Source organism: Sphingobium terrigena (assembly GCF_003591655.1).
In the GTDB taxonomy this organism is placed as follows: Bacteria; Pseudomonadota; Alphaproteobacteria; order Sphingomonadales; family Sphingomonadaceae; genus Sphingobium; species Sphingobium terrigena.
The window spans coordinates 184862-210218 of sequence record NZ_QVRA01000002.1; the positions used below are offsets into that span (position 1 = coordinate 184862).

25 protein-coding genes are annotated in these 25357 nt (G+C 63.7%); 11 read left to right on the forward strand and 14 right to left on the reverse strand.

What is annotated here, in order from left to right:
- Window positions 1-80 precede the first annotated feature (80 nt).
- Entirely contained in the window at window positions 81-1499 is a 1419-nt protein-coding gene (locus tag D0Z70_RS02915; RefSeq protein WP_119743896.1) for an aromatic ring-hydroxylating oxygenase subunit alpha, read from the reverse strand.
- A gap of 90 nt (window positions 1500-1589) precedes the next feature.
- Window positions 1590-2357 carry an SDR family NAD(P)-dependent oxidoreductase gene (locus tag D0Z70_RS02920; protein ID WP_182913818.1) on the reverse strand — a complete coding sequence of 256 codons (768 nt, stop codon included), beginning with the start codon at window positions 2355-2357 and terminating at the stop codon, window positions 1590-1592.
- 188 nt (window positions 2358-2545) lie between these two features.
- Between D0Z70_RS02920 and D0Z70_RS02925 the strand changes: the two genes are divergently transcribed.
- Window positions 2546-3724: an aromatic ring-hydroxylating oxygenase subunit alpha gene (locus D0Z70_RS02925; protein WP_119743897.1), complete on the forward strand. Its 1179-nt coding sequence runs from the start codon at window positions 2546-2548 to the stop codon at window positions 3722-3724.
- Window positions 3725-4013: 289 nt separating this feature from the next.
- Here the strand turns inward: D0Z70_RS02925 and D0Z70_RS02930 are convergent, their stop codons facing one another.
- From D0Z70_RS02930 to D0Z70_RS02945, 4 genes are all read right to left on the reverse strand, one after another.
- Complete coding sequence (locus D0Z70_RS02930) at window positions 4014-5045, reverse strand: NADP-dependent oxidoreductase (protein ID WP_119743898.1); 1032 nt, start codon at window positions 5043-5045, stop codon at window positions 4014-4016.
- A 158-nt stretch (window positions 5046-5203) separates the two neighbouring features.
- The gene (locus D0Z70_RS02935; protein WP_119743899.1) at window positions 5204-6547 is read right to left on the reverse strand and encodes an SPOR domain-containing protein; all 1344 of its coding nucleotides are present in this window, start codon (window positions 6545-6547) and stop codon (window positions 5204-5206) included.
- Between the two features lie 19 nt (window positions 6548-6566).
- Window positions 6567-7082 (reverse strand): hypothetical protein, encoded by a 516-nt coding sequence (locus D0Z70_RS02940; protein ID WP_119743900.1) that lies wholly within the window; start codon window positions 7080-7082, stop codon window positions 6567-6569.
- A 12-nt stretch (window positions 7083-7094) separates the two neighbouring features.
- Window positions 7095-7814, reverse strand: a complete 720-nt coding sequence (locus D0Z70_RS02945; protein ID WP_006949984.1) for a ParA family protein — start codon at window positions 7812-7814, stop codon at window positions 7095-7097.
- A 199-nt stretch (window positions 7815-8013) separates the two neighbouring features.
- Between D0Z70_RS02945 and D0Z70_RS02950 the strand changes: the two genes are divergently transcribed.
- The gene (locus tag D0Z70_RS02950; RefSeq protein WP_182913819.1) at window positions 8014-9033 is read left to right on the forward strand and encodes an SPOR domain-containing protein; all 1020 of its coding nucleotides are present in this window, start codon (window positions 8014-8016) and stop codon (window positions 9031-9033) included.
- A 4-nt stretch (window positions 9034-9037) separates the two neighbouring features.
- Here the strand turns inward: D0Z70_RS02950 and D0Z70_RS02955 are convergent, their stop codons facing one another.
- Entirely contained in the window at window positions 9038-9937 is a 900-nt protein-coding gene (locus D0Z70_RS02955) for a LysR substrate-binding domain-containing protein (protein WP_119743901.1), read from the reverse strand.
- Window positions 9938-10023: 86 nt separating this feature from the next.
- Between D0Z70_RS02955 and D0Z70_RS02960 the strand changes: the two genes are divergently transcribed.
- Window positions 10024-11040 (forward strand): 2-oxoadipate dioxygenase/decarboxylase family protein, encoded by a 1017-nt coding sequence (locus D0Z70_RS02960; RefSeq protein ID WP_119743902.1) that lies wholly within the window; start codon window positions 10024-10026, stop codon window positions 11038-11040.
- 2 nt (window positions 11041-11042) lie between these two features.
- A complete protein-coding gene (gene astD / locus D0Z70_RS02965) occupies window positions 11043-12443 on the forward strand; it encodes a succinylglutamate-semialdehyde dehydrogenase (RefSeq protein WP_119744092.1) in 1401 nt (466 codons plus the stop codon).
- A gap of 7 nt (window positions 12444-12450) precedes the next feature.
- Here astD (D0Z70_RS02965) and D0Z70_RS24790 read toward each other — a convergent pair whose 3' ends face one another.
- The 6 genes from D0Z70_RS24790 to D0Z70_RS02990 all read right to left on the reverse strand — a co-directional run bounded on the left by D0Z70_RS24790 (window position 12451) and on the right by D0Z70_RS02990 (window position 17263).
- On the reverse strand, window positions 12451-12606 hold the full coding sequence (locus tag D0Z70_RS24790; RefSeq protein ID WP_182913820.1) for a hypothetical protein: 156 nt from the start codon (window positions 12604-12606) through the stop codon (window positions 12451-12453).
- Between the two features lie 205 nt (window positions 12607-12811).
- On the reverse strand, window positions 12812-13192 hold the full coding sequence (locus D0Z70_RS02970; RefSeq protein ID WP_119743903.1) for a VOC family protein: 381 nt from the start codon (window positions 13190-13192) through the stop codon (window positions 12812-12814).
- Window positions 13193-13558: 366 nt separating this feature from the next.
- A complete protein-coding gene (locus tag D0Z70_RS02975) occupies window positions 13559-13771 on the reverse strand; it encodes a DUF2093 domain-containing protein (RefSeq protein WP_119743904.1) in 213 nt (70 codons plus the stop codon).
- Window positions 13771-15174: an NAD(P)H-dependent flavin oxidoreductase gene (locus D0Z70_RS02980; RefSeq protein ID WP_119744093.1), complete on the reverse strand. Its 1404-nt coding sequence runs from the start codon at window positions 15172-15174 to the stop codon at window positions 13771-13773. The genes D0Z70_RS02975 and D0Z70_RS02980 overlap by 1 nt, the downstream gene beginning before the upstream one ends.
- 93 nt (window positions 15175-15267) lie before the next feature.
- Window positions 15268-16401 (reverse strand): glycosyltransferase family 4 protein, encoded by a 1134-nt coding sequence (locus D0Z70_RS02985; protein ID WP_119743905.1) that lies wholly within the window; start codon window positions 16399-16401, stop codon window positions 15268-15270.
- Complete coding sequence (locus D0Z70_RS02990; protein WP_119743906.1) at window positions 16394-17263, reverse strand: alpha/beta fold hydrolase; 870 nt, start codon at window positions 17261-17263, stop codon at window positions 16394-16396. The genes D0Z70_RS02985 and D0Z70_RS02990 overlap by 8 nt, the downstream gene beginning before the upstream one ends.
- A gap of 37 nt (window positions 17264-17300) precedes the next feature.
- On the opposite strand from D0Z70_RS02990, the gene D0Z70_RS02995 reads away from it, so the two are divergent.
- From D0Z70_RS02995 to D0Z70_RS03025, 7 genes are all read left to right on the forward strand, one after another.
- Window positions 17301-18686: a protein adenylyltransferase SelO family protein gene (locus D0Z70_RS02995; RefSeq protein ID WP_119743907.1), complete on the forward strand. Its 1386-nt coding sequence runs from the start codon at window positions 17301-17303 to the stop codon at window positions 18684-18686.
- Between the two features lie 362 nt (window positions 18687-19048).
- Window positions 19049-20482, forward strand: coding sequence for a succinylglutamate-semialdehyde dehydrogenase (gene astD, locus D0Z70_RS03000; RefSeq protein ID WP_119743908.1), 1434 nt, complete (start codon window positions 19049-19051; stop codon window positions 20480-20482).
- Between the two features lie 74 nt (window positions 20483-20556).
- Window positions 20557-21369, forward strand: a complete 813-nt coding sequence (cobA, locus tag D0Z70_RS03005; RefSeq protein ID WP_420820356.1) for a uroporphyrinogen-III C-methyltransferase — start codon at window positions 20557-20559, stop codon at window positions 21367-21369.
- Entirely contained in the window at window positions 21366-21662 is a 297-nt protein-coding gene (locus D0Z70_RS03010) for a DUF2849 domain-containing protein (protein WP_119743909.1), read from the forward strand. Before cobA ends, D0Z70_RS03010 begins: the two co-directional genes overlap by 4 nt.
- Window positions 21663-21665: 3 nt before the next feature.
- Window positions 21666-23297 carry a nitrite/sulfite reductase gene (locus D0Z70_RS03015; protein WP_119743910.1) on the forward strand — a complete coding sequence of 544 codons (1632 nt, stop codon included), beginning with the start codon at window positions 21666-21668 and terminating at the stop codon, window positions 23295-23297.
- Between the two features lie 119 nt (window positions 23298-23416).
- Window positions 23417-23857 (forward strand): DUF934 domain-containing protein, encoded by a 441-nt coding sequence (locus D0Z70_RS03020; protein WP_119743911.1) that lies wholly within the window; start codon window positions 23417-23419, stop codon window positions 23855-23857.
- Entirely contained in the window at window positions 23850-24635 is a 786-nt protein-coding gene (locus D0Z70_RS03025; protein ID WP_119743912.1) for a phosphoadenylyl-sulfate reductase, read from the forward strand. Before D0Z70_RS03020 ends, D0Z70_RS03025 begins: the two co-directional genes overlap by 8 nt.
- Window positions 24636-24640: 5 nt before the next feature.
- On the opposite strand, the gene D0Z70_RS03030 is transcribed toward D0Z70_RS03025, so the two are convergent.
- Entirely contained in the window at window positions 24641-25348 is a 708-nt protein-coding gene (locus D0Z70_RS03030; protein ID WP_119743913.1) for a hypothetical protein, read from the reverse strand.
- Window positions 25349-25357: the final 9 nt, after the last annotated feature.

Genomic DNA, 25357 nt, shown 5'->3' on the forward strand with positions numbered 1-25357 from the left:
CAGCCGCCGGACTTGATCACCGCCAGAAAAACTGCGCCGGAGCCATCGCTCCGACGCCCTCCCTTTTACGCAACCCCGGATCAGAGTTCGTCGTTCAGATATTTCATGATCGTGTTCTGGAACTGGCGGATCTGGATTTCCTGATAATTGGCCAGTTGCACCTTGCCGTTGAGCGAGGCTTTGAGGCCGGTCTGGACATAGGGCAGATTGTCCATATCCTGCTCGAACACGTCTCCCAATATCCCCAGTTCCGGCGCTTCGGTCCATTTCTGATCGACCGACAGAAACTTCATCGGTGGCGCCTTGGGGTGCGCCTGCCCCGGCGGAACGCGGGTAAGGACGCGCACTTCCATCAGGCAATGATCGACATCGTGCCAGGGACGCCAGCGATAGACGATGTTCGGCTGGAACCCGGCCCATGGGCTGAAATTGGGGAATACATTGTAGAGCAGCGCATCCATCATTTCCGCGTCGGACGCGAAGCTGACGTCATGACCGAACATGGCGGTAGTGGTATCGCGCAGCGATGCACCCAGCGCCGCACGGGCGGTCACGCCTTCGGGCACCTTGACATTGTAGCCGCCTGCCGCCGCTTCCTTGTCCTCATAATTATCGGACGATCGGCCATTATATTTGACGAATTCGTCGACGATCCACTGTTCTGCCTTGCCCGCCGGATCGACATGGGGGGACATGGTGCCGAAAGGCGTGACCGTCAGGTTCACATAGTCGCCATAGATATTGTACATCGAATTGGCGTCGCCGGTGAAAGGCAGCAATTGCGGATGGGTGACGACGGTGTGCCAGCTTTCCATGAAAGCCTCCATCACCACCTTCCAGTTGGCCGGAACCACCTTGCCGACCCACATGGCGGTCGCGCACTCCTCATGCCGCCAGCGCTGGAAATGCTCCGGCATGGGCGCCAGAAATTCCTCCAGCGTCGGGCCGTCGGCGGCTTCGCGGATGAAGATATAGCCGCCCCAGCGTCCCACGCTGATTTCGGGCAGCGCCATCTCCTCTTCCTTGAGATGGGCAAAGTCCCAGCGGCAGGGGATTTTCTTGATCGACCCGTCATTATTCCAGGTAAAGCCATGGAAGGGGCATTGCAGTTCGGTTGACCAGCCGTCCGCCGTCTTGAGCTTGCGCCCGCGATGCAGGCAGACATTGGCAAAGGCGCGAACAGAGCCATCCTCCTGCCGGATCAGCAGGAAGGATTTGCCGACATTTTCATAGACGACATGGTCGCCCGCTTCCGGCAACTCCTCCTCGCGCGCGGCAAATTGCCAGGTGCGCGGCCACATTTTGCGATTTTCCGCCTCGAAAAATTCAGGGCTGGTATAGCGGCTGGCCGGGATCGGCTCCGACCCCAGATTTTCATATTCATCGGTGTAGAGAAATTCCGGCACAGGGTTGGTATCCGCCAGCATCAGATCGCGGACGCTGGTGCCGGGGCAGCGCGGCAAGGGCGCGCCTTTGATCCGGGGGTCGCTTTCAGCCATTACTCTCTCTCCTGCCATTCCGCCTGCTCTGCCGCACGGACGTAACCGCACGTTCAAATCTTGGTCGTTCGTTCAAATATAACGTCACGGTCATTGCGCGACCATCCCCCCGTCGACGACAAATTCGCAGCCGGTGATGTAGCGCGCATCGTCGGACGCCAGAAATGCGATCATCGACCCGATGTCGGACGGTTCACCCATCCGGCCCATCGGGATGGCGGCGACGATCTGGTCGAACACCTCCTTGTTATCGGCGATCGCGACCTTCTGCATGTCGGTCCAGATCATGCCGGGATGGACGGTGTTGACGCGGATATTGTCGCGCGCGGTTTCCAGTGCCACCGATTTGGAAAAGAGCCGCACCCCGCCCTTGCTGGCGGCATAGGCAGCCGTGCCCTGCACCCCGACAAGCCCCGCGACCGATGACAGGTTGACGATCGACCCGCCATGACCCTGCGCCCGCATCTGATCAACCGCCACCTTGGTGCCCAGATAGACGCTGTCAAGATTGACCGAAATCTGCTTGTGCCAGTCGGCCGACGTCATTTCGCTCATCGCGCGCAGCACCGCGATACCGGCATTGTTGACGAGAATGTCGATCTTGCCGAACGCGGCGATTACCGCATCGATCAGCACCGTCCAGCCCACTTCGTCGGTGACGTCCTGCGCCATCGATTTGGCGGGAACGCCCTGTGCGCGCAATTCTTCGGCACGGGCGGCGACGGCAGCGCCGTCCAGATCGGTGAGGAACAGACTGGCCCCCTGCCCCGCCATTTTGAGCGCGGCGGCAAAACCCAGCACGTTCGCCGAAGCAGCCCCCGTCACTACCGCCACCTTACCCCTAAGGTCGATCATCATCCGCCAGACATCCTCATCCGATAGTTTGTGCAGCAGAGTGACGCCTGCGCGGCGCGGTGCAACTAGCGCTAGTCAGAGTCCCCGTTGTGCAAACGCGCGCTACCTATGACCTTATCGAGTTCCGGCATGGTCACGCGCGCGCTATGATGCGACCAAAGCCATAGCGGCGGGCATTGAGAGGGTATTGCATGGGCTATCATGACGTCATCGGCCAGGAAGCCGAAAAGATGCTGGAATATGTCGAGACCGGCACGACCGACAGCGCCCCTGACACGATGGAAGTGCCAGCATCCGCCTATACTGATCCCGCCTATTGCGCGCGGGAGAAAGCGGAAATCTTCATGAAGATGCCGCTACTGGCCGCACTGACCGCCGAAATGCCCAATCCGGGCGATTACAAGGCGATGGACCTGATGGGTAAGCCCGTCCTCATCACCCGCAAGAGCGACGGCACGGTCGCAGCGATGCTGAACGTCTGCTCCCATCGTGGCATGATCCTGAAGCCCGAAGGCCATGGCAATGCCAGGCGCTTTTCCTGTCCCTATCATGCCTGGACCTACGCCAATGACGGCAAGCTGATCGGCGTGGCCGAACCGCAGAAATTCGGCCCGGTATGCAAGGAAGAGCGTGGCCTGACGCAATTGCCGGTGGCCGAAGCGGGCGGGATCATCTGGGTGTGCCTGACGCCGGGGCTGGAATTCGACATCACCGCGCATCTGGGCGGGATGCTCGATGATCTTGAAGCCTATGATCTGGGCAGTTGGCATTATTGCGGCTCGCGACGGATTTACGGGCCGAACTGGAAGATCGCCTATGACGGCTATCTGGAGGGCTATCATTTCGCCGCCGCGCACCCGACCACCATCCACCCGCGCAGTTTCAGCAACATCATGAATTTCACGGCCTTCGGCCCGCATATGCGCGTGGGCTATCCGCAGGTGCGGATCAAGGAAGCGCTGGGCGCGATCCCGCGTGCCGAATGGGGCGAGCATGAGAATGAAGGTTATGACTTCGTCCGCACCATCTTCCCCAATATCAGCATCTTCTTCGCGCCCGAAATCACCCAGGTCGCGCAGCTCATCCCTGACGACACGCCCGGTAGCAACACCACCAACCTGATGTTCATCCGCCGCCAGCCGCCGAAGGACGAAGCGGATGCGGCCAGCATCGAAGGGATGATGGACTGGCTGCGCGACGTCGTGAATGACGAGGATTATGGCGTTGGATTGCAGGTGCAGAAGGGGTTGGAATCCGGCGCGATCCCGTCGGTGATCTTCGGCCGCAACGAGCGCGGCAACCAATATTTCCACAAATATGTGGACTATCTCCAGCGGGCCGACCCCAATGAGGCACCGCCGTTATTGTGAGGCAGGCGTCTACATAGTGACCTGTCAGGCCACCCCCATTGAGGGTGGAAGAAATGCCGATGCGCTTGAATACCCTCTCTACGTCATGCTGAATTCATTTCAGCATCCATTTCTCGTCACGTGCGGAGATTTGTGGGGCACGATGGATGCTGAAACAAGTTCAGCATGACGAGGGTAAATTAGCGATAGCCCTGTCCTTGTTGGGAACTTCGGGTGCGGGCGTGCTACCGCCCGCGTAAATCCTCACCGTCAGGGAAAAGCGATGAGACGCAAGCATGGCGTCTTGATATTACAACGTCGTCACGCCCTCATTAAGCCGCACCACCGTCTTGCCCGTGGTCTTGCCCGACATCAGGTTGATAAAAGCGCTCGGCGTGTTTTCGATGCCGGTAGTGACATTTTCCTGCGCGATCAACGCGCCCGATCTGATCCAGCCGCCCAGTTGCGCCTCCGCCTCGGCCAGCATGTCGAGATGCTCATAGGCCAGGAAACCCCGCATCGTAATGCGATTCACCAGCACCTGCCACAGGTTGCGGATCGGGTAGGGATCATTGTGGTTGTTGTAGTTGGCCATCATGCCGCAGGTCACAATCCGCCCGAACGCCGCCATATTGGGCAGCATCGCGTCGAGTATATGCCCGCCGACATTGTCGAAATAAACTCCTACCCCATCGGGACAGGCCGCCTTGATCGCCGCGTCCAGATCCGGCTCCGCGCGATAGTCGATCGCGGCGTCGATACCGAAGGTGCCGGTAATCAACGCCGCCTTGTCCGGCGATCCAACGATGCCGACCGACCGGCAGCCTGACAATTTCGCGATCTGGCACCCGACGCTACCAACCGCGCCCGCCGCCGCGCTCATCACCACCGTGTCGCCCGCCTTCATCTCGCCGATGCGCTTGAGGCCGACATAGGCGGTGATGCCCGACCAGCCGAGCGCCCCCATATAGGCGGTCAGCGGCACGGTGGGATCGACATGGACATTCTCGATCGCGAAATTGGCAGGGTTCAGGATCGAATACTCCTCCCAGCCGACAAAGCCGCGGCCATAGTCGCCTTCCTTGAAGGCTGGGTTGCGCGACTGGACAACGCGGCCCAGCACCATGGTCGGGATCAGGCCACCAATCGCAACCGCAGGCAGATAACTGTCATCATTGGCATCCAGCATCCCGCGCACGGCAGGATCGATGGCGAATACCTCATTCTGGATCAGGATTTCACCATCCTCCAGCGCCCGCACCGGATTATCGACCAGCGCGAAATTCTCTGGGACAGGGACACCGTGGGGACGCGAGGCAAGGACTATCTGGCGGTTGATCACGGCGTTTCTCTCCCGGGGCTGCGCTTTGCATCCGCTATGCCCGGCCCGGTTAGCCCGTGACACTGGCGAAAGGCACAGCTTGGCGCGGACGTCCCAAGAAAAAGCGCGCGAAGCCCGTGGCCTCGCGCGCTTCAAGGTCGCGCTATGGGAGAGGAAATTCAGCGCGAAGCGAACTGGCGGCCCTTAGTCGCGATCGCCCAGCGCTGCGGCGTCGCGCCCGGCGCGCCTTCGCGCACGAAGCACTGGCCGCGCTGCGACTGGATGGTGCGGCACGCGGTCATCGCGTCGGCGCGGCTGGCAAAGCCGCTGATGGCAAGGCGGTGGAAGGGCTTGCCCTTGACCGTCGCCTGGCTGGTGAGAACCGGGAAAGCCGCCAGCGTGCTGTTGCGGCCTGCCATGCTCATCCATTTTTCCTTGGCAATCGCCGCCGTGTCATAGGCACCCAACTGGACAACCCAGTTGCTGGCACCAGTGCTGACCGGCTTGATGAAGGCAGCCTGCTGCATCCGGGCGACCGGTGCAGGCGTGGAAGCTGCGGCGGTCTGCGCCTTGGCGCGAGCCTTGGCCGCGACGGGCTTGGCCTTATGATCTTCAATGATGAAGTCGCGAGCCGCAACGCGGACCGGTGCGGGCTGGGCCACCGGCGCGGATTCGGCAAGCGGTGCAGCGACTGGTTCGACCGAGGCGGTCTGCACCGGCGCTTCCGGCAGCGGTGCGAGATCGGACGGCGCAGCAGCCATTTCGACCGGCACGGACGTAGCTGGCGCAAGCGCCAGAGCGACCGGTTGGCCAGCATCGGCGGCATCAATCGTCACGCTCATCAGCGCAGCGACGCGCTGCGGCGCGGCTGAGGGTTCGGCGATCTGCGCCCAGTCGGAAATGCGCTTGTTGGCAGCGAGCGGATCGAGATCCATGCCCACGATCATGCGCGCATCCTTCCAGCGACCGGCCAGTGCATAGGCATAGGCCAGATTCTGGCGGGTGCGGGCGGTGGCGGACGGATCATGGATCGCTTCGGACAGGATGCGCACGCCTTCGGGCGCGTCACCGGCCATCGCCATGGCCAGACCATAGTCTCCGGCAGGGACCGTATCGGCATGGGCCAGCAGCAGGCTGCGCGCGCTATCGGCGCGGCCCTGCGCGACCTGCACCAGCGCCAGGCTGACAATCGTGCGCGCGTCGTTGTTGCCCAGCGTCATGGCGTCGGTCAGCGCGGCTTCAGCCGATGCGAAACGTCCGGCCAGCACATAGGCGCGGCCCAGCATCTGGCGATAGGCCGCGTTCTGCGGCGCAAGTTGCACCGCTGCCTCAGCCGCCGCAATCGCCTTGCCGCCATCACGATCGACCAGCGCCTTTTCAGCGGCGATGGCGAGCTTGGTCGGGTTGCCCTTTTGCTGGACGACCGATGCGGAAGGACGGAAGGCCGCCCCGGTGCAGCCAACCATGGTGGTGGCGACGAGCAGCGATGAAATCGCCGCCTTTGCAAATGTGTTGCGCTTCATAGTCCTACCCACCCTTCATTCACTGGTTGCCGCGCATGTGCGGCAACTGCTGTGTCAGCCGGTCAATTTCCGGCAGGCCGTTGAGAAAATTGTCGAGAGATTCGGTGACGATCTGCTGCGCCGAACGGCCGGTAATGGCGCAGGCGAGCCGCAGTTTGAGATGACGATCCGCGTCGATCCGCAGCGTGAAGGCAGCCTTGCGGCTGGCCGTGGCCTTCACCTTGCGCGGCGCAGGCTTGCCCGCGATCCGTTCGGCCAGTTCCTCACGCTCGATAACGACCGGCGGCACCGGTGCCGGGACAGGCAGATTCGCCGGCATCGGCGTCAGGCCGATCGCGACGGGCAGTTCCTCGACCGGCAATGGCGCAGGCTCCACATCGAAGCCCATGTCGTTCCAGCCCAGATCATCCTGCTGCACGGCAGCGCCCGCAGCGCGGCCAAAGCCGAGCATGGGGCGGCGCATGGCGGGTTGCGCCGCGCCCTTGCGGGCGAGCAGGCCGGAGGTGAGCGATGCGAGGGGTTTGGGTTCGGCCATGATGCGTTCCCCTTACTGGCCGATCACGCGGCGGCCGAAGCCCCCGCCGACCGGACGGGTTGCGACGGTGCCGACGCTGCCCTGGGGCACGGAAAAGACCGTGCGGCGGAAATTCTTTTCGAGCCGGTCGGAGATATAGGACCATAGCGCCACCACCTCCGCCGCCGATCGTCCCTTGGGATCGACCTCCATCACCGTGCGCCCGTCGATCATCGAGGCGGCAAAATCGGTACGGTGGTGCAGCGTGATCGGCGCGACCGTGCCATGTTGCGACAGGGCGACGGCGGCTTCCGACGTGATCCGTGCCTTGGGCGTCGCGCCATTGACGACGAAGATCAGCGGCTTGCCCGCGCGCTCGCACAGATCGACGGTCGCGCCCACGGCGCGCAGGTCATGCGGGCTGGGACGGGTTGGCACGACGATCAGTTCGGCAACGGAAATGACGCTCTGGATCGCCATCGTAATGGCAGGCGGCGTGTCGATGACGGCGAGCTTGAAGCCCTGCTGCCGCAATATTTCCAGATCGGCGGCGAGCCGCGCAACGGTTGTTTGGGCAAAGGCGGGCAATTCCGCCTCCCGCTCATTCCACCAGTCGGCCAGCGACCCTTGCGGATCAATGTCGATCAGCACGACAGGACCGGCCCCGGCAATCTGCGCCTGCACGGCCAGATGGCCCGACAAGGTCGTCTTGCCCGATCCGCCCTTCTGCGATGCCAAAGCCAAAATCCGCACGCAAATCCCCCCAGAAAATCCAGTTCCGCTTGGGATTGCCACAGCCGCGCCTAAAATTCGGTTAATGCGGAAGGAAGTTTGATTGACGAAAGGTCAACAGGGTTAAGTCCGTTTCAAGCATGATGTGCTTATGCTAATCAGACATTAACCTTGTTTCATCATAGCCGATGCAAATCTATTGGCGCAGGAGCATGTGCATATGAAGCGTATCTGGGGAGCTGTGGCTGTCGGCGCCATGATGGGCATCGCGGCACCAGTATTGGCCGACGTCAAGTCCGGGGTCGATGCCTGGCAGCAGGGTGATTATGCCAAGGCGATCGGCGAATGGCGGCCGCTGGCGCAAAATGGCGATCCCGACGCGCAGTTCAATCTGGGCCAGGCCTATAAGCTGGGCCGGGGTGTGCAGCCCGACCTGAACGCCGCGATGGACTGGTATCGCAAGGCCGCGGCGCAAGGGCATTTGCGAGCAGAGGATAATCTGGGGCTGTTGATGTTCCAGCAGGGCGATCGCGCCAATGCGATGCCCTATCTCCAGCGCGCATCCATGCGCGGTGAACCGCGCGCGCAATATATTGTCGGCACCGCGCTGTTCAACGGCGATCTGATCGGCAAGGATTGGGTCCGCGCCTATGCACTGATGACCCGCGCGTCAACTTCGGGTCTGGCGCAGGCGACAACCAGCCTGGAGCAGATGGACAAATATATCCCCGAAGATCAGCGCAAGCAGGGTCTGGCGTTGGCTGCGACGCTGGAACAGTCGGAAAAGGGCGGTGCGCTGGCATCGGCCAGTCCCGCGCCTGTTCGCTCCGCGCCATCCAGCGTGCGGACGACGGAGTTGCCGCCATCGACCATCGGCCAACCTGTGCCAGCATCGCCTGCGCCCAAGCCGGTCCCGGTCAAGCCCGCGCCGCAAGTCGCGGTGGCCAAGCCCAAACCAACGCCGCCAGCCCCACGTCCCGCCAGCAGCGTGCCTGCCCCCGCCGCATCAGGCGGATGGCGCGTGCAACTGGGCGCGTTCGGCGAGGAAGGCCGCGCGCGCGGCCTGTGGGGTCAGTTGACGGGCAAGGTCAGCGGCCTGTCCGCCTATCAACCCTATCTGGTCAAGGCGGGTGCTGTTACGCGCTTGCAGGCCGGACCGGTCGCCAGCAGCGACGATGCCAGCCGTCTGTGCAGCCGGATCAAGGCGGCGGGCGCGGACTGCATCCCCAAGAAGATGTGAAGGATCAGGCCAGCGCGGCCTGATCCACTATCCAGTCGCGAAACTGGCTGAGCGCTAGATGGGCCGGTGCGTCCCGCGGGCGGGCGAGGAAATAGGCCTGGTCGCTCGACAGGGGCCGGGCGAAAGGGATGACAAGGGTTCCCGCCTCCAGCTCCGGCCGGATCAGGAAGCTCGGGATCAGCGCCACCCCTGCCCCCGCCGCAGCCGCCTGCGCCAGCATCAGGAAATGCTCAAAGGCGGGACCGGGCGGCAGCGTCCCCGCCTCCACCCCTGCCGCCGCGAACCAGCGTGACCAGGCATCGCGCCGCGAACTCTGGCTGAGCAATGGGGCGCTCAGCAGATCGGCGGGCTGCCGCAATGGGTGTGCGGCCAACCAGCCCGGGGCGCAGACCGGCACCGCTTCCTCGCGAAACAGGAAATCCATCGTCGCGCCCGGCCATTCCTCTGGCGTGCCGAAATGGATGGCCGCGTCAAATTCCTCCTGCCCGAAATCGAACGGCTGCGACCGAGCGGCGAAATCCACCACCAGTTGCGGGTGCAGGGCGCTCAGGTGCGGCAGACGGGGCGCGAGCCAGCGCATCCCGAAACTCGGCAGGGTCGCGATCCTTAGCGCGCTTGGCGAGCGCCGCGTCGCCATACGCGACGTGGCGCGGCGGATGCGGTCAAGCGCGGGCAGCAGTTCATCGGCATAGGCGCGGCCCGCTTCGTTCAGCCGCACCCGCCGTCCCACCCGGTCGAACAACGGGGTTTGCAGCCACTCCTCCAGCTGCGCGATCTGGCGGCTGACCGCACTCTGGGTCAGGCCGATCTCTTCGCCCGCGCGGGAAAAGCCGCCATGGCGCACCGCAGCCTCGAAACTGGTCAGCGCGGTCATGGAGGGTAGCCATTTGCGATGGTCGTTCATTCGCATCTCGCATCAACAGATGATGGGTCACCATTTGGAAAATCCTGCATAGGCTGAGATAATGCGCCTGTCACCGGGAGCCACCTATGTCGAATGAGAATGATAGCCATATCGTTGCGCTGACGCTGGCGACGCTGGGCGAAGCGGCGGGACGCCAGGCGCTGGACGCGCTGGCGATCGAGCCTAGCTTGCTGGCGGAGCGTGGCCCCGCCGTATCGCGCGCGGCCTTTGCGATGGCGCTGAATATCGCGCTGTTCGATGACCTGCTGAAACGGGTGCAAAGTGGCGCGGCCTATGTTGCCGACACGGTCGAGCGCGGCGGCCGCGTGACGTTCGACCATGGCGCCTTGCGGACGATACGCCTGCCCCATGGCCCTACCGGCGCGTTGCCCGGCGGTGAGGATGCTTTCACCCGCATATTGATGCCGCTGGGCTACAGAATGGCGGCTATCTATCCGCTCGATCGGCTGCGCATGACCGGGCGCGCCTATGTCCATGCCGACAGACCAGAGGCGATCCCGCAATTCTTCCTGTCCGAACTGCATGTCGACCGCTTCGACGCAGAATTTGGCGCTGTTGCAGCACGGGTATTCGGCACATCGCGCGACCCGCTGGGTGAGGCTGAGCAAAGGGTGCTGGCGCGTTTTGGTGCCGGTGAAGCGGTGACGCTGGACGAAGCGACAGCCGCGCTGCCGGGGATCGTCGCGGCGTTCGACCGGCAGCATGACATGCCAAGCTTTGCCGATTATCAGATGCTCCTATCCCGCTCCAACGAAGCGGCGTGGATCGCGACGGAGGGTAATGCCTTCAACCATGCGACCGACCGGGTGGCCGATGTCGCCGCGCTGGCGGACCGGCTGAAAGCGGACGGCCAGCCGATCAAGGAAAAGCTGGAGATTTCAGCGACAGGCCGGGTGCACCAGACCGCTTTCCGCGCCGACAGCGTCGAGCGGCTGTTCGGCGATGGCGGGTTGCGCGACGTGCCAGGCTCCTTCTACGAATTTATCAGCCGGGACATTGATCCAGCGACCGGCAGGCTGGACCTGGCGTTCGACACTGGCAATGCGACCGGCATTTTCGCCATGACCAGCGCGGGGGCATGAACATGGTGTTGCAATCCTTCGATCCCGCCTCGCGCGAACTGGTGTGGGAAGGACCGGTCGCCGATGCGGCGGCCTGCAACCGGGCGACCGCAACGGCGCGCGCGGCGCTGCCCGGCTGGCGCGCGATGGCGGTGGAGGACCGGATCGCCATCGCGCGGCGCTATGCCAAGGTGCTGAGCGAACGGCGGGCGGCGCTGGCCGAGCTTATTTCGCGCGAAACGGGCAAATTGCTTTGGGAAAGCGACGCCGAAATCGGGTCGATGATCGCCAAGGTCGAGGTATCGGTCGTTGCCCATGCCGAACGTACCGGTGAGCGCACAAGCGACATGCCCTTTGGCCGGGCGGTGCTGCGCCATCGCGGCCATGGCGTAATGGCGGTGCTGGGACCCTATAATTTCCCCGGTCATTTACCCAACGGCCATATCGTCCCAGCCCTGATCGCGGGCAATGCGGTGGTGTTCAAGCCATCGGAGATCGCGCCCGCCACTGGCGCAGCGATGGCGGACGCATGGGCAGCGGCAGGATTGCCCGACGGACTGCTGAGCGTCGTGCAGGGTGGCCGGGCCACCGGCGAAGCGCTGGTGGCAGGCGATATTGACGGGCTGCTCTTTACCGGATCGGCGGGAGCTGGCGCGGCCCTGCGGCGGGCGCTGGTGGACCGACCGCATGTCATCATGGCGCTGGAACTGGGCGGTAATAATCCGCTGATCGCGTGGGACAACCCGGACGAAGCGGCCTCGATCATCATCAATTCCGCCTTTATCACCACCGGCCAGCGCTGCTCCTGCGCCAGGCGTCTAATCGTGCCAACGGGCGCGATGGGCGACCAGATCGTGGCGGCCGTCGATGCGCTGGCAGCACGACTGCCGATTGCGGCATGGAATGAACCGGGCGATGCCTTCATGGGACCGCTGGTGTCAGATCAGGCCGCCGCCACCGCCCATCGCGCCGTCAGCGACCTGATCGCGCGCGGCGCGCAAGTGATCCGGCCCTTCGCCGGGGTCGAGGGGCGCAGCGCCGCTTTCGTCACCCCCGGCCTCATCGACATGACCGGTGTGGATGGTCCCGATGCAGAGATTTTCGCGCCCCTGTTGTCGGTGATCCGGGTGCCGGATTTCGATGCAGCGATGCAGGTCGCCAACGCCACCGCCTTTGGCCTGTCCGCCGGGCTGATCTCGCAGGACGCAGCTTTGTGGGACAGAATGGTGGAGGAAAGCCGCGCTGGCGTGGTCAACCGTAACCGGCCGACCACGGGCGCAGCGGGCAACATGCCCTTTGGCGGCCTTGGCGCGTCCGGCAATCACCGGCCCAGCGCTTATTATGCCGCCGATTATTGCGCCTATCCGATCGCCAGTTTCGAGGCGGACGGGGTGCAGGCGGTTCCAGTCAACGGGCTGGGCTGAGCCGGGATCACAGCCCCAGCCGCGCCCAGAAATCATCGGGCGCGATCAGGGCGCTGCCGCCGCGCGATCGATCGACCCGCGACCAGCTACTATGAGGAATGGTGACTCGCGGCGCGGTTTCGGCGGCACGCGACTGGCGGGAACGGGTGGCTTTATGGGTCATCGTTTTCTCCTTTCATCAAGGGAACACGAAACCGGGCGTGGACGCTTTGGCACCGTGCGCTTTAGCCGTTGGTGACGCGGAGCAAGCTGATCCTTCAAAAGCCGCGAAGCAAGATGCTTGCGACTTTATCTAGCGATTAAGTTGGGAATGTCGAAATAGCTTTGCTTGGGGGTGATATGACGCTGGCTTTTGCTGCCCGTCGCGATCAGGCGACGCGATGAATGCCGCAAAGCTTGTTGCCGGACGGATCGCGCAGATAGGCGAGATAGAGCTTGCCAAAACCGCCTTCGCGAATACCAGGCGGGTCTTCGCAGGTCGTACCACCTGCCGCAACACCGGCAGCGTGCCAGGCGTCCGCCTGTTCAGACGAAGCCATAGTGAAGCCGATCGTCCCGCCATTGGCGCAACTGGCCGACTGGCCATCAATCGGCCTGGTTACCATGAACAGCGCGCCATTATGCATGTAGATCAGGCGTCCCCGGTCATCGGTGAAAGCAGCCTTGCCGCCCATCGCCTGAAACAGCGCGTCGTAAAAAAGCCTGGCGCGATCGATATCGTCGGCACCAACCATGACGTGACTGAACATGAAACCGCCTTTTTGGTGGGGATCAAAGATGCGCCAAATATTGCCATGCGCCGGACGAACGAAAAGGGCCAGTCACGCCAGCCCGGTCCGCTTCGCCAAAGCGCGTAGGTATCAGAAGATCGTGCTGTAAAGGAACCAGCCGACGATCAGCAGGCTCGACACGATGCAGATACGATCACCAAAGACGTCGATACGAGACATCAGAAAACATCCTTCCACCATGGGCGATCTTCGTCGCCTCTCTGGAAAGATTACATCAGTTTTTACCGAACGGAAACATCAAAATTGCGACGAAACCGCTCACGCCTGCGATAGGTCGCATTTGGTGACCCTTGAACGCCATCTCTGGTCACGCGTCCAACGGTATCAGCGGAAAACAGGGCCGCGATGCCGCAGGAAAGAATCGGTTGCCTCCTGCGGTCCGCGATAGGCTTCCTGAAATTCCGCGCTCCAATATTTCAGATCGTCCAGATCGATGCGCGCGCCGGACACGGCACACAGAACGAACTGCCCCGGCCGCACGACATCAAAATGCGGCGTGTCATAATGCAGCACCGCCAGCCCCTGAATATCCGCCATCAGTCGCCCGTCAGGATACGGTCGACCAGTTGCTTGACGGTCGGAACGAAGCCGTTGGAGTAGAAGGGGTCCTGCTTGAATTTGTAGGCGCCATGGCCGGCAAACACCAGATTTTTGTCCAGGTCGCCGCCATGAACGGCTTCCTGCAACGCTTTCTGGATGCAGAAGCTGCGCGGATCGGCCAGGCGACCGGTCGAGTTGGTCTCGCTGTCCATCCAGCTGGAGAAGGCGCATTGGCTGAGGCACCCCATGCAGTCGGTCTGGTCCTTGCGGATCACCGCCCGCTCTTCGTCGCCTACGAACACCAGCGTATTGTCCGGCGTCTTGAGCGCGGAGGTAAAGCCCTGCCCGAACCATTCGCGCGCGCGGTTAAGATCACCCAGCGTGACCCAGAAATGCTTGCCCTTTACGCCCACATCGAGCTGGTGGGTATGATCGCCCGCCTGTTCGGTGCTGAACGCGATCTGCCGTTCTGAACGCGCTTCCAGGCTGCGCAGGAAGGGATTGCGCACCGCCGAGCTGTAGAAGCCGGTGGGCGAGAAACGGTGGAGCAGGATGTCGCCGGGGTTGAGCTGGGTCAGCAGCTCCTTCCACGCCTGCGGAATCGGGCTTTCCTGCGTCAGCAGCGGGCGGGTGCCGAACTGGAAGGCGATCGCGCCCAGTTCGGGATTGTCGATCCAGTCGTTCCAGTCCTTGAGCGCCCAGACGCCGCCCGCCATCACGATCGGCACATCGTCCGAAATGCCGCCTTCGCGCATGGTCGCGCGCAGATCGCGCACGCGGGGATAGGGATCCTGCGGCATTTTGGGGTCTTCGGCGTTGGACAGGCCGTTATGCCCCCCGGCCAGCCAGGGATCTTCATAGACCACTGCCGCCAGCCATTCCGCCGCCTTGGAATAAGCGCGCTTCCACAGCGCGCGAAACGCGCGGCCGGACGACACGATCGGCAGATAGCTGACATTGTAGGACGCCGCGATCTCGGACAGCTTGTAGGGCATACCCGCGCCGCAGGTGACACCCGCAACCATGCCCTTGGTCTTTTCGAGGACACCGTGCAGGACGCGCTGCGCCCCGCCCATTTCCCAAAGAACGTTGATGTTGATCGCGCCCTTGCCCCCGGCAATTTCATAGGCGCGCTTCACCTGTTCGACCGCGCCGTCAATGGCGTAGGCGACCAGTTCCTCATGGCGGTCGCGGCGGGTGCGGCCATGATAGATTTGGGGGATGACATTGCCGAAACTGTCATAGCTGTCGGCATTGACCGCCGACACTGTGCCAATGCCGCCAGCCGCCGCCCAGGCGCCGGAACTGGCATGGTTGGACACCGCAACGCCCTTGCCGCCCTCGACCAGCGGCCAGACTTCACGGCCGCCATAGACGATAGGCTTCAACCCCTTGAACAACGACATCTCCCGCAAAAAAGCGACACCGGACCCGACCGGGCAAAGGCCACTCCTATAGCAGCCTTTGCAGTGATTGACGAATTTCCGCGCGCCTTAGCGCAAAATGTCGGGGCTGGCCAGTGCCTCCCCGTACAGCTTGGCATAAGCATCGACCATCGCCTGTTCGGCATAGTCGCGGACGGCGCGATCGCGATTGGCAGCCCCCAACCGGGCGCGCAGGTCAGGGTCGTCCGCGAGTGTGCCGAGCGCTGCGGCCAGCCCTACCTCGTCCGGCACGACGAAGGCCCGATTCTCCGGCGCGACCATATTGATGACGTCGCCCACATCCATCGAGGCAACCGGAAGGCCCGCCGCCATCGCCTCCACCAGCGAGATCGGGAATTGTTCGCTGTCGGAAGAAAGCGCAAAAATGTCAAACAGGCCGACAAAGCGCCAGGGCCGGTCCATGAAGCCCGTCATGTGGAGATCGTCGAGACCATGGGCCGCGGCTTGCGCCAATATGGCGTCGCGCTCCGGCCCCTCCCCTACGACCACCAGTTGCAGCCGATCCTTGTGAGCGGAGACCGCGCGGACCAGGCGGGGGATATTCTTGACCGGGCGCAATCCCGCCAATGTTCCGACCAGCAGCTTGCCGGGCGAACGGCACAGGCCCGGAATGGCGTCGGGCGCTGGCGGGTCGGCATAGCGGGCGGTGTCGATGCCGTTGCGGATCAGATGGACTTTGGCGGCAGGCTGTTTCCAGACCTGCCGGGCGATACCCTCCAGCCGGACGGACGGGACGACCAGCGCAGCGGCGCGACCGAGGGCGACGCGGCGATAGAGGTTCCGCTGGGGTTTCAGACCAGCGGCTTCATCGGCATTGAAACCATCTTCATGATGGATGAGCGGCGGCATGGCCGACACTGAGCTGGACACTCTGTGCGCCATCGCAGCGTCCATCGCCCCCCAATTATAGGTCAGAATTAAATCATATTTTTTCAAGAATTTAGCTATATCGCGAAAGCGCCGCACCCCCGGACGACCGGCGAACGGGGGTGACATGGGGAAATCCACCTGAAGTGCCGGATCGATCGCCGCACGGGCGCCCAGCGCTTGCCGATCGGCGCTGACGATGCTGTGGCGCGCCTTGTCGCCCCAGATGTTCATCAGGCGGATGGCGCGCGCTTCCTTGCCGCCCAGGGTGAAGCTGCCATGGACGTGCAATATGTGCGGCTGATTGTCAGCCATGCAGAACGCGGGCCAGCAACCGGTCGATCGCGGCGATGCTTTCCGGCTCGTCCAGCGCGGGGGCATGGCCGACGCCCGGCACGGTCACCAGTTCCGCCTTTGCGCCGATGTCGGCCACCATACGCTGCGCAGTCTGTGCGCTCAGCAGGTCGGATCGTTCGCCGCGCAGCAGCAGCGTTGGAATATCCCGGAAAGCCGCCATGACCGGCCACATATCGACACCGGCCTCGCTCCCCATCGCGCGGATAGGCTCGGCGATGCGCATGTCATAGTCCAGCACGATCCGCCCCGCACTGTTCAGGCGATAGAGGCGCTTGGCCATGGCCAGCCATTGTTCCAGGCCATAGGCGGGATAGACGTCGCGATTACCCTCTTCCAGCGCGCGGGCGGCATGAACCCAGCTGGGATGCGACTGGTTGACGCCGACATAGGAGCGGATGCGCGCCAGGCCCGCTTCGTCCAGCACCGGGCCGACATCGTTGAGCAGCGCGCCCGCCAGCCATTCGCGATGGGTGGCAGCGACCAGCATGGTGATGACGCCGCCCAGCGAAGTGCCGACCGCAACGAAGCGGGTGATGGCAAGATCGGCTAGCAACCGACTGATATCCTGCAAATAGGTCAGCGGCACATAGGTCATCGGATCTTTGGCCTGAGCGCTTTCCGCACGCCCCCGCATATCCGGGCAGATCAGCCGCCAGTCCCCTGCCAGCCGTTCGGCCAGCGGCTCGAAATCGCGCGCATTGCGGGTCAGGCCCGGCAGGCACAGCAGCGGCGGGCGGCCATCATGCCCCCCGGCATAATCCCGATAATGCAGCCGCAGGCCATCGGGTGACCACCAATATGCGTCGCTATAGTCGACCAAGCTTGATCCTTCAGGTGTCGCTCCCCCATATCGCCTTATGAACCATATCCCGCAAGCCGCCAAATACAGCCCCGCCAGCGAAATCGATGCGCTGATGCCCGACATCGCCGATCCGGTGAGCGCAGCCGACTTTCCGCAAACGATCCTGCGCTTCCGCAACGACCGGGCGGCGGCTACGGTGGGGCTGGACGGGCTGAGCGATGACCAATGGATCGCGCATTTCGGGCGGTTCGCGCCGCTGGAGGGATCGCTGCCCCGGCCGCTGGCGCTGAAATATCATGGCCACCAGTTCCGCCACTATAATCCCGACATTGGCGACGGGCGCGGATTCCTGTTCGCGCAACTGCGCGATGATGCGGGCCGCTTGATGGACCTTGGCACCAAAGGATCGGGCCAGACACCCTATAGCCGCTTTGGCGACGGGCGGCTGACGCTGAAAGGCGGGGTGCGCGAGATATTGGCGACCGAGATGCTGGAGGCGCTGGGCGTGCCGACATCGCGCACCTTCTCGATCATCGAGACGGGCGAGGCGCTGGAGCGTAATGACGAACCATCACCCACGCGCGGAGCGGCGATGGTGCGCCTGTCCCATTCGCATATCCGCATCGGCAGCTTCCAACGGGCCGCCTTTCATGAGGACAAGGCGCTGCTGGAACGACTGACTGACTATGCGCTAACACGGCTTTATGACGAGGAGCCGGGCGACAATCCGCCCGCGCAACTGTTGGGCCGGGTGGTCGAACGGACAGCCGATCTGGCGGCCAGCTATATGATCGCGGGGTTCGTCCATGGCGTTCTGAACAGCGACAATATCAACGTGACCGGCGAGAGTTTCGACTATGGCCCGTGGCGCTTTACGCCCCTATGGGACGCAGGCTTTACCGCCGCCTATTTCGATCATCAGGGCCTCTATGCGTTCGGGCGGCAGGCCGAAGCGATCCATTGGGACGTCGCGCAACTGGCCGTGTCGCTGCGGGCGCTGGTCGAGGCCGAGCCGCTGATCGCGCAGTTGGAGCGGTTTCCGGCCCTCTATGGCGAGGCTATGGCGCGGCGCTTTTGCTGGCGGCTGGGCGTGGTGCCGGGGGACGGCGTCAACGCGATGGTGGAGGCGGCGGTGCGGGGCATCGTGACGACCGGAACCGGGATCGACCGCTTCTTCCATGACTGGCGGGGCGGGATTCAGCGCGAAGGCGCAGATTATGGCGACGCGGCATGGGGGGCGTTCCGCGAGGCTGTGGCGGGGCTTGAGGCTGTGCCGGGCGCGCGGGATCATGACTATTGGGCCGACGAAGCGCCCTGCTCGATGCATATCGAGGAGGTCGAGGCGATCTGGGCCGCGATTGCGGAGGGGGATGACTGGGCGCCGCTGCACGCGAAGGTCGCGGCGGTAAGGCGTATGGGGGCGGCGTATGGGGCAACGTGAGGTTGGGTTGACGATGAACGGACTGTTCCCCCTCCCGCAGGCGGGAGGGGGCTAGGGGGTGGGCTGGCGCAAGGTTGCGTTGGCCCACCCCGCTGCGACTAAATTCCCCCGGCTCAAGGCCGGGGTCATTAAGTCTCGCTGCCCCTCCCGTTTACGGGAGGGGCATGAAAACCGGACCGTCCCCTAACCCCCCACCTCCGTCATCCCCGCGAAGGGGGGGGACCCATCGTGCATCCCGCGGTCCAATTGTGTGACGAGACATGGGTTCCCACTTTCGCGGGAAAGACCGGTAGAGCAAATCCCCGCATCGCCCCCAGCCCCGCCCCCTTCCTTCCTTAACCTTTTTCCGTCATATCAGCGCCATGGCCGCAACCCTGACATCCCATGAACCCGCCACCGGCGTCCTGCTTTGGCAGGGCGAGGCGGGGGATGTGGAGGCGGAGGTTGCGCGGGCGCGGGCGGCGTGGCCGCGCTGGGCGGCGCAGCCCATCGCTTACCGGATCGAGACGCTGCGGCGCTTCGTCAATGTCGTGCGGCGGAACGAGGATGCGCTGGCGGACCTGATCGCGCGCGAAACGGGCAAGCCGCTGTGGGACGCCCATGCCGAAGTGGCCGGCGTGATGGCCAAGGTGGATATTTCGGTCGCGGCCTATTCCGAACGCACCGGCCAGAAGCGGCTGGAGGCGGCGCTCGGCGCGCGGCAATCGGTGCGACACAAGCCCCATGGCGTGATGGCGGTGCTGGGGCCGTATAATTTCCCCGCGCATCTGCCCAATGGCCATATCGTTCCGGCCCTGCTGGCGGGCAACGCCGTGGTGTTCAAGCCGTCGGAGAAAACGCCTGCGGTGGGCGAGATGCTGGTGAAGCTCTATCATGAGGCGGGCGTGCCGATCGAGGCGATGCGGCTGCTGCTGGGCGGGCCGGACGCGGGCAAGGCGCTGGCGGCGCATCCCGATGTCGGCGGCATATTGTTCACCGGATCGGCGCAGACCGGCATCGCGATCAACCGGCAATTTGCCGCGCAGCCATCCAAGATATTGGCGCTGGAGATGGGCGGCAACAACCCCATCGTCGTGTGGGATACGCCGGAAATCAACGCCGCCGCCGTGCTGGTGGTGCAGTCGGCCTTCCTGTCGAGCGGGCAGCGTTGCACCGCGGCCAGCCGCCTGATCGTCAAGGAGAGCTTCGCGGACGCCTTCATCGCGGAGGTCAAGAAGCTAGCCGACCGGCTGATCGTCGATCATCCCCATGCCGACCCGACCCCCTATATGGGTCCGGTGATCGACAATGAGACTGCCGACGGACTGACCGAGAGTTTCCTGTGGCTGATGAGCAATGGCGGCAAGCCGATCAAGCATATGGTGCGGCCCAAAAAGGGTCTGCCCTTCGTCAGCCCCGCGATCATCGACGTGACCGCCATGACCGAGCGGCCCGATGTCGAGCTGTTCGGGCCGTTGCTCCAGGTGATCCGCGTGGCTGAATTTGGCGATGCGATCGCGGAGGCGAACAATACGCGCTACGGCCTGTCAGCCTCGCTGATTGGCGGGACGCCGGACCAATATAACCAGTATTGGGCCAATGTCCGCGCGGGCGTCATCAACTGGAACCGGCCGACCAATGGCGCGTCCTCTTCTGCGCCGTTCGGGGGCGTCGGGATTTCGGGCAATCACCGGCCAAGCGCCTATTATGCCGCCGATTATTGCGCCTATCCGGTCGTGTCAGCGGAAATCGAGCAGCCGCGCGCGTCGATCGGCGTGGGGCTGAAGGACATTGATATCAGCGCGATGGGCGATTGACGCGCTGCCCTGACAAGATTTCCTAATCCCCCCCATACCCATTCTGAATTGAACTTCGCCTGCACCTTGTCCACATGCCAATCATGGCTGACCCTGTATCTGATCCTGTTGTACCCGCCACCGTCCATCTGGTCGGCGCGGGTCCGGGCGACCCGGAATTGCTGACGATCAAGGCGGTGCGGCTGATCCGTGACGCGCGACTGATCGTGCATGACGGGCTGGTGTCGGACGAGATTCTCGCGCTGGCCTCGCCCGATGCCGAGCTGATCAGCGTCGCCAAGCAGCGCAGCCGCCATTCGATGCCGCAGGAGGCGATCAACGCGCTGCTGGTGCGCTTTGCGCTGGCGGGCGAGTCTGTCGTGCGGCTGAAGGGCGGCGATCCGTTCATTTTCGGGCGTGGCGGCGAGGAAATGGAAGCGTGCCGCGCGGCGGGCGTGCCGGTGGAGATCGTACCAGGCGTCAGCGCCGCCATCGGCGCGGCGGCGCAGGCGCAACTGCCGCTGACCCATCGCGACGCATCGAGCGCGGTGACCTTCGTGGCGGGCCAGTGCAAGGGACTGCGCGATCAGGATTGGTCGGGGCTGGCTGGCAAGGGCCGCACGCTCGTCATCTATATGGGCGTGGCGACGGCGGCGCAGATTGCAGACAAGCTGATTGCCGATGGCGTGTCGCCTGGCTTACCGGTCGCGGTGCTGGAAAATGGCACGCGGGCGGATATGCGCACGCTGCGCACCCTGCTCGCCGACCTTGGCGACATGGTGGCGCGTGAGGCGGTGGTCAGCCCGGCGCTGATCGTCGTGGGAGAAGTGGCGCGCTATGCGCTGGCGCAGGATGTGCTGGCGGGATGGGTGCAAAGACAGGAATATGGGGCGGAGATGCGTTCGTGAAGATTTTGACGGGTAATGATCTGGCATCGGGCGACGTCATCTGGTGGGCGGGCGATGGCTGGTCGCGGCAGGTGAGCGATGCGGTCGATGTCGGCACGCATGGCGATGATCTGGCCCGCGCCGAAGAAGCCGCGCTGCGGGTCGTGGGTGCCTATGTGATCGACGCGACCCTTGGCGAGGATGGCGTGCGCCCGGCCCATATCAAGGACCGAATCCGCGCCTTCGGCCCGACCGTGCGCCCCGACCTGATCGAACAACCAACCGAAGCCGACATCGGCAAGTGGGTGATCTGAACCATGTATCGTTATGACAGCTATGACCAGGCCATCGTCGACGCCCGCGTCGAGGAATTTCGCGACCAGACCCAGCGCCGCCTGACCGGCGCGCTGACCGAGGACCAGTTCAAGCCGCTGCGGCTGATGAACGGCCTCTATCTCCAGTTGCACGCCTATATGCTGCGCGTCGCGATTCCTTATGGGACGCTGTCGGGCAAGCAGATGCGCAAGCTAGGCGAGATTGCGGGCAAATATGACAAGGGCTATGGCCACTTCACCACGCGCCAGAACCTGCAATATAACTGGATCAAGCTGGCGGATGCGCCCGACATTCTCGCCGAACTGGCGACTGTCGAGATGCACGCCATCCAGACGTCAGGCAATTGCATCCGCAACATCAGCTCCGACCAATATGCCGGTGTCAGTGCCGACGAAGTGGCGGACCCCCGCCCCTGGGCCGAATTGCTGCGCCAGTGGTCGAGCTTCCACCCGGAATTCACCTATCTGCCGCGCAAGTTCAAGATTTGCGTGATCGCGTCTGACGATGATCGCGCAGCGATGCGGCTGCATGACATCGGCCTGAAACTGGTCGAGCGCGACGGCGTGGTCGGGGCGGAAGTCTATGCCGGTGGCGGGATGGGGCGCACGCCGATGGTTGCGCCGCTTATCAGGGACTTTGTGGCCGAAGATGAGATTATTTCTTATCTGGAAGCCTGCCTGCGCGTCTATAATCGCTATGGCCGCCGCGACAATAAATATAAGGCGCGGATCAAGATCCTGGTCCATGAAATCGGCGTCGAGGAGTATAAGCGGCAGGTCGAGGACGAGTTTGCGCATATGCGCGAGCTGGGCCTCAATCCCCCGGTCGAGGAACTGGCCCGCATCCGCGCCTTCTTCGCCGCGCCCGCTTATGAGAGCGGCCTGAGCGACGAGATCGACCGCAGCAACCGGGCTTTTGCGCTGTGGGTGGACCGGCAGGTCGCGGCGCACAAGGCACCCGGCTATGCGATCGTCAATATCAGCCTGAAACCGATCGACGGCATCCCCGGCGATGCGTCTGCGGAACAGATTGGCCTGGTCGCGGACCTGGCCGAAGCCTATTCCTTCGATGAACTGCGCGTCACCCATGCGCAAAATCTGGTGCTGCCCCATGTGAAGAAGGCGGACCTGTTCGCCGTCTGGCAGAAGCTGGTCGCGGCGGGTCTGGCGGAAGCCAATCTGGACCTGATCACCGACATCATCGCCTGCCCTGGCCTCGACTATTGCGCGCTCGCCAATGCGCGCTCGATCCCGCTGGCGCAGAAGATCGCGGCGCGCTTTGCCGCGGCGGAGCGGCAGGCAGAGATTGGCGAATTGAAGCTCAAAATTTCGGGCTGCATCAACGCCTGCGGCCATCATCATGCCGGGCATATCGGCATTTTGGGCGTGGACCGCAGGGGTGTCGAGAATTTCCAGTTGCTGCTGGGCGGATCGGGCGCGGAAGATGCCTCGCTGGGCCAGATCACCGGGCCGGGCTTTTCCGAAGATGGCGTGGTCGATGCAATCGAGAAGGTCACCGACATCTATCTGGCGGAGCGGGAGAGCGGCGAACGCTTCCTCGACACCTATCGCCGTATCGGCATGAAGCCCTTCAAGGAGGCGATCTATGGTTGATTATACACAACAGCCGTTCGCCCTGAGCCTGTCGAAGGGTTCCGCTGAACGTAGTGAAGCGCCTTCGCTTCGCTCTGGCAAAGGCTTCGACTTCGCTCAGCCCGAACGGAAATTGTAAGATGGTTGAATTTCTCTCCTTCCGCGATGGCGAATCCACGCAGGAACCCGCTGTGACGGTCGAATCCTTCACCGGCCAGTCCAACGCCACCGCCGTCCGCATCGAACCGGGCGAGGATGCGCGCGAATTGCTGCCCCATCTCGATCGCATATCGCTGATCGAGGTGAATTTCCCCGTCTATGGCGACGGGCGCGGTTATTCGGCGGCGCGCATCGTGCGGGAGGCCGGCTATACCGGCGAATTGCGCGCGGTGGGCGATGTGCTGGTAGACCAGATCGTCGCCATGCGCCGCTGCGGCTTTGACAGCTTCCATCCTGCCAAAGCGCTGGACGATGCCGCCGTCGAGCGCGCCCTCAACCGTTATGACGACGTCTATCAAAAGGCGATCGATGGCCGCGCGCCTATTTGGGCCAAGCGGCACCCGGAGACACACAATGGCTGAAGCCGCCCGCACGCTCGACATCATCGACGCCCGCCCCGCCTTTACGCAGGCGCACGCGGACGCGCTCAACGCGCGCTTTGACGGTGTGGGCACGCTGGACATGCTCAAATCCGTGTTCGCCGAAGGGTTGGCGGGGAATGTCGCGGTCGTATCCTCCTTCGGCACCGAAAGCGCGGTGCTGCTGCATCTGGTGGCGCAGGCGGACCCGACCGTGCCGGTGATCTTCGTCGATACGCTCAAGATGTTCGCCGAAACTCTGGCCTATCGCGACACGCTGATCAACGCTTTCGGCTTTACCGACAGCCGCACCGTGACGCCGATCGCTGAAGTGATCGCCAAGAAGGACGAAACCGGCCTGCGCTGGTCCTATGATCCCGACGGCTGCTGCGAAATCCGCAAGGTCGAACCGTTGAAGCGCGCCAAGGATGGCCTCGACGCCTGGATTTCGGGGCGCAAGGCGTTCCAGTCGGTGACGCGGCAGAATCTGCCACGCTTCGAGGTCGAGGATGGGCGGCTCAAGATCAATCCGCTGGGCGACTGGACCAAGGATGATCTGGAGGCCTATTTCGCCGATCACGCCCTGCCCCGCCACCCTCTGGAGGCCCAGGGCTATCTGTCGATCGGCTGCGAACCCTGCACGTCCAAGGTGCAGCCGGGCGAGGACCCACGCGCGGGCCGCTGGCGTGGCTGGGACAAGGTGGAATGCGGCATCCACTCGCCCGTCACGCCGATCCCGGTGGTGGACCCCGAAGATCCTGCGAACATGCCGGTATTCTGACAGATTTATCGTCGGACGGTGAAGCCCAGAGTGAAGGCAGCCGGCTGGCCGCGCCCCGGCGGGCGCGCGGCCAGCAGGTCGATGTCCATCCGGCCACGATCGAAGGTCCAGCGAGCGCCGCCCTGGACACCAATGGCCCGGTCGTGCCGGCCATAGGTTTCCGCCATCACAGTGATCCGGTCGGTCGCACTATATAGGATCTGCGCGCCGTAGAGCAGATGCGCACGCTCATCGCGCACCAGCCCCATGCCGACATTGGCGTTGAAGGTCACCCGATCGATCGGCGTCAGCGTGAGCGGCACCAGCACGGCAGCACTGTCCAATTGCCCGGATCGCGCATCCACCAGGGCGGAACCGGCCAGCGCGATCCCCACACGCTCCCCCGGCGCGCCGCCGCCGCTGCGCAGCGCCCATTTCAGTGCAGGTCCGACCAGCCACTGCCCCTTGCCAGACTGACCCAGCCGCTGGATCGTAGCGCCCAGTTCCAGCGTCGGCACAGTAGCCGGCGTGCAGGCGGGACCGAAGTTGAGCAGGCTTTGCCCGCGTCCCAGATCGCTGGTCCAGCTTTCCAGATGGCAATCGCCGGGCGTTTCGACACCGGCATCATCGACCGCATGAGCGCCGCCGCCAGCCATCAGCCGCGCGGGCAGCAGGATCAGGCAGGCGACAAATGTGGTGCGCGCGACTGCGCGTCGCTTGAGGATTGTCCGCATGACATGCCC

Coding starts and splice junctions, on each gene's coding strand:
- D0Z70_RS02915 (WP_119743896.1), bottom strand. CDS start 1,499: ATGGCTGAAAGCGACCCCCGGATCAAAGGCGCGCCCTTGCCGCGCTGC.
- D0Z70_RS02920 (WP_182913818.1), bottom strand. CDS start 2,357: ATGATGATCGACCTTAGGGGTAAGGTGGCGGTAGTGACGGGGGCTGCT.
- D0Z70_RS02925 (WP_119743897.1), top strand. CDS start 2,546: ATGGGCTATCATGACGTCATCGGCCAGGAAGCCGAAAAGATGCTGGAA.
- D0Z70_RS02935 (WP_119743899.1), bottom strand. CDS start 6,547: ATGAAGCGCAACACATTTGCAAAGGCGGCGATTTCATCGCTGCTCGTC.
- D0Z70_RS02940 (WP_119743900.1), bottom strand. CDS start 7,082: ATGGCCGAACCCAAACCCCTCGCATCGCTCACCTCCGGCCTGCTCGCC.
- D0Z70_RS02950 (WP_182913819.1), top strand. CDS start 8,014: ATGAAGCGTATCTGGGGAGCTGTGGCTGTCGGCGCCATGATGGGCATC.
- D0Z70_RS02955 (WP_119743901.1), bottom strand. CDS start 9,937: ATGAACGACCATCGCAAATGGCTACCCTCCATGACCGCGCTGACCAGT.
- D0Z70_RS02960 (WP_119743902.1), top strand. CDS start 10,024: ATGTCGAATGAGAATGATAGCCATATCGTTGCGCTGACGCTGGCGACG.
- astD (WP_119744092.1), top strand. CDS start 11,043: ATGGTGTTGCAATCCTTCGATCCCGCCTCGCGCGAACTGGTGTGGGAA.
- D0Z70_RS24790 (WP_182913820.1), bottom strand. CDS start 12,606: ATGACCCATAAAGCCACCCGTTCCCGCCAGTCGCGTGCCGCCGAAACC.
- D0Z70_RS02970 (WP_119743903.1), bottom strand. CDS start 13,192: ATGTTCAGTCACGTCATGGTTGGTGCCGACGATATCGATCGCGCCAGG.
- D0Z70_RS02975 (WP_119743904.1), bottom strand. CDS start 13,771: ATGGCGGATATTCAGGGGCTGGCGGTGCTGCATTATGACACGCCGCAT.
- D0Z70_RS02985 (WP_119743905.1), bottom strand. CDS start 16,401: ATGGCTGACAATCAGCCGCACATATTGCACGTCCATGGCAGCTTCACC.
- D0Z70_RS02995 (WP_119743907.1), top strand. CDS start 17,301: ATGAACCATATCCCGCAAGCCGCCAAATACAGCCCCGCCAGCGAAATC.
- astD (WP_119743908.1), top strand. CDS start 19,049: ATGGCCGCAACCCTGACATCCCATGAACCCGCCACCGGCGTCCTGCTT.
- cobA (WP_420820356.1), top strand. CDS start 20,557: ATGCCAATCATGGCTGACCCTGTATCTGATCCTGTTGTACCCGCCACC.
- D0Z70_RS03015 (WP_119743910.1), top strand. CDS start 21,666: ATGTATCGTTATGACAGCTATGACCAGGCCATCGTCGACGCCCGCGTC.
- D0Z70_RS03020 (WP_119743911.1), top strand. CDS start 23,417: ATGGTTGAATTTCTCTCCTTCCGCGATGGCGAATCCACGCAGGAACCC.
- D0Z70_RS03025 (WP_119743912.1), top strand. CDS start 23,850: ATGGCTGAAGCCGCCCGCACGCTCGACATCATCGACGCCCGCCCCGCC.
- D0Z70_RS03030 (WP_119743913.1), bottom strand. CDS start 25,348: ATGCGGACAATCCTCAAGCGACGCGCAGTCGCGCGCACCACATTTGTC.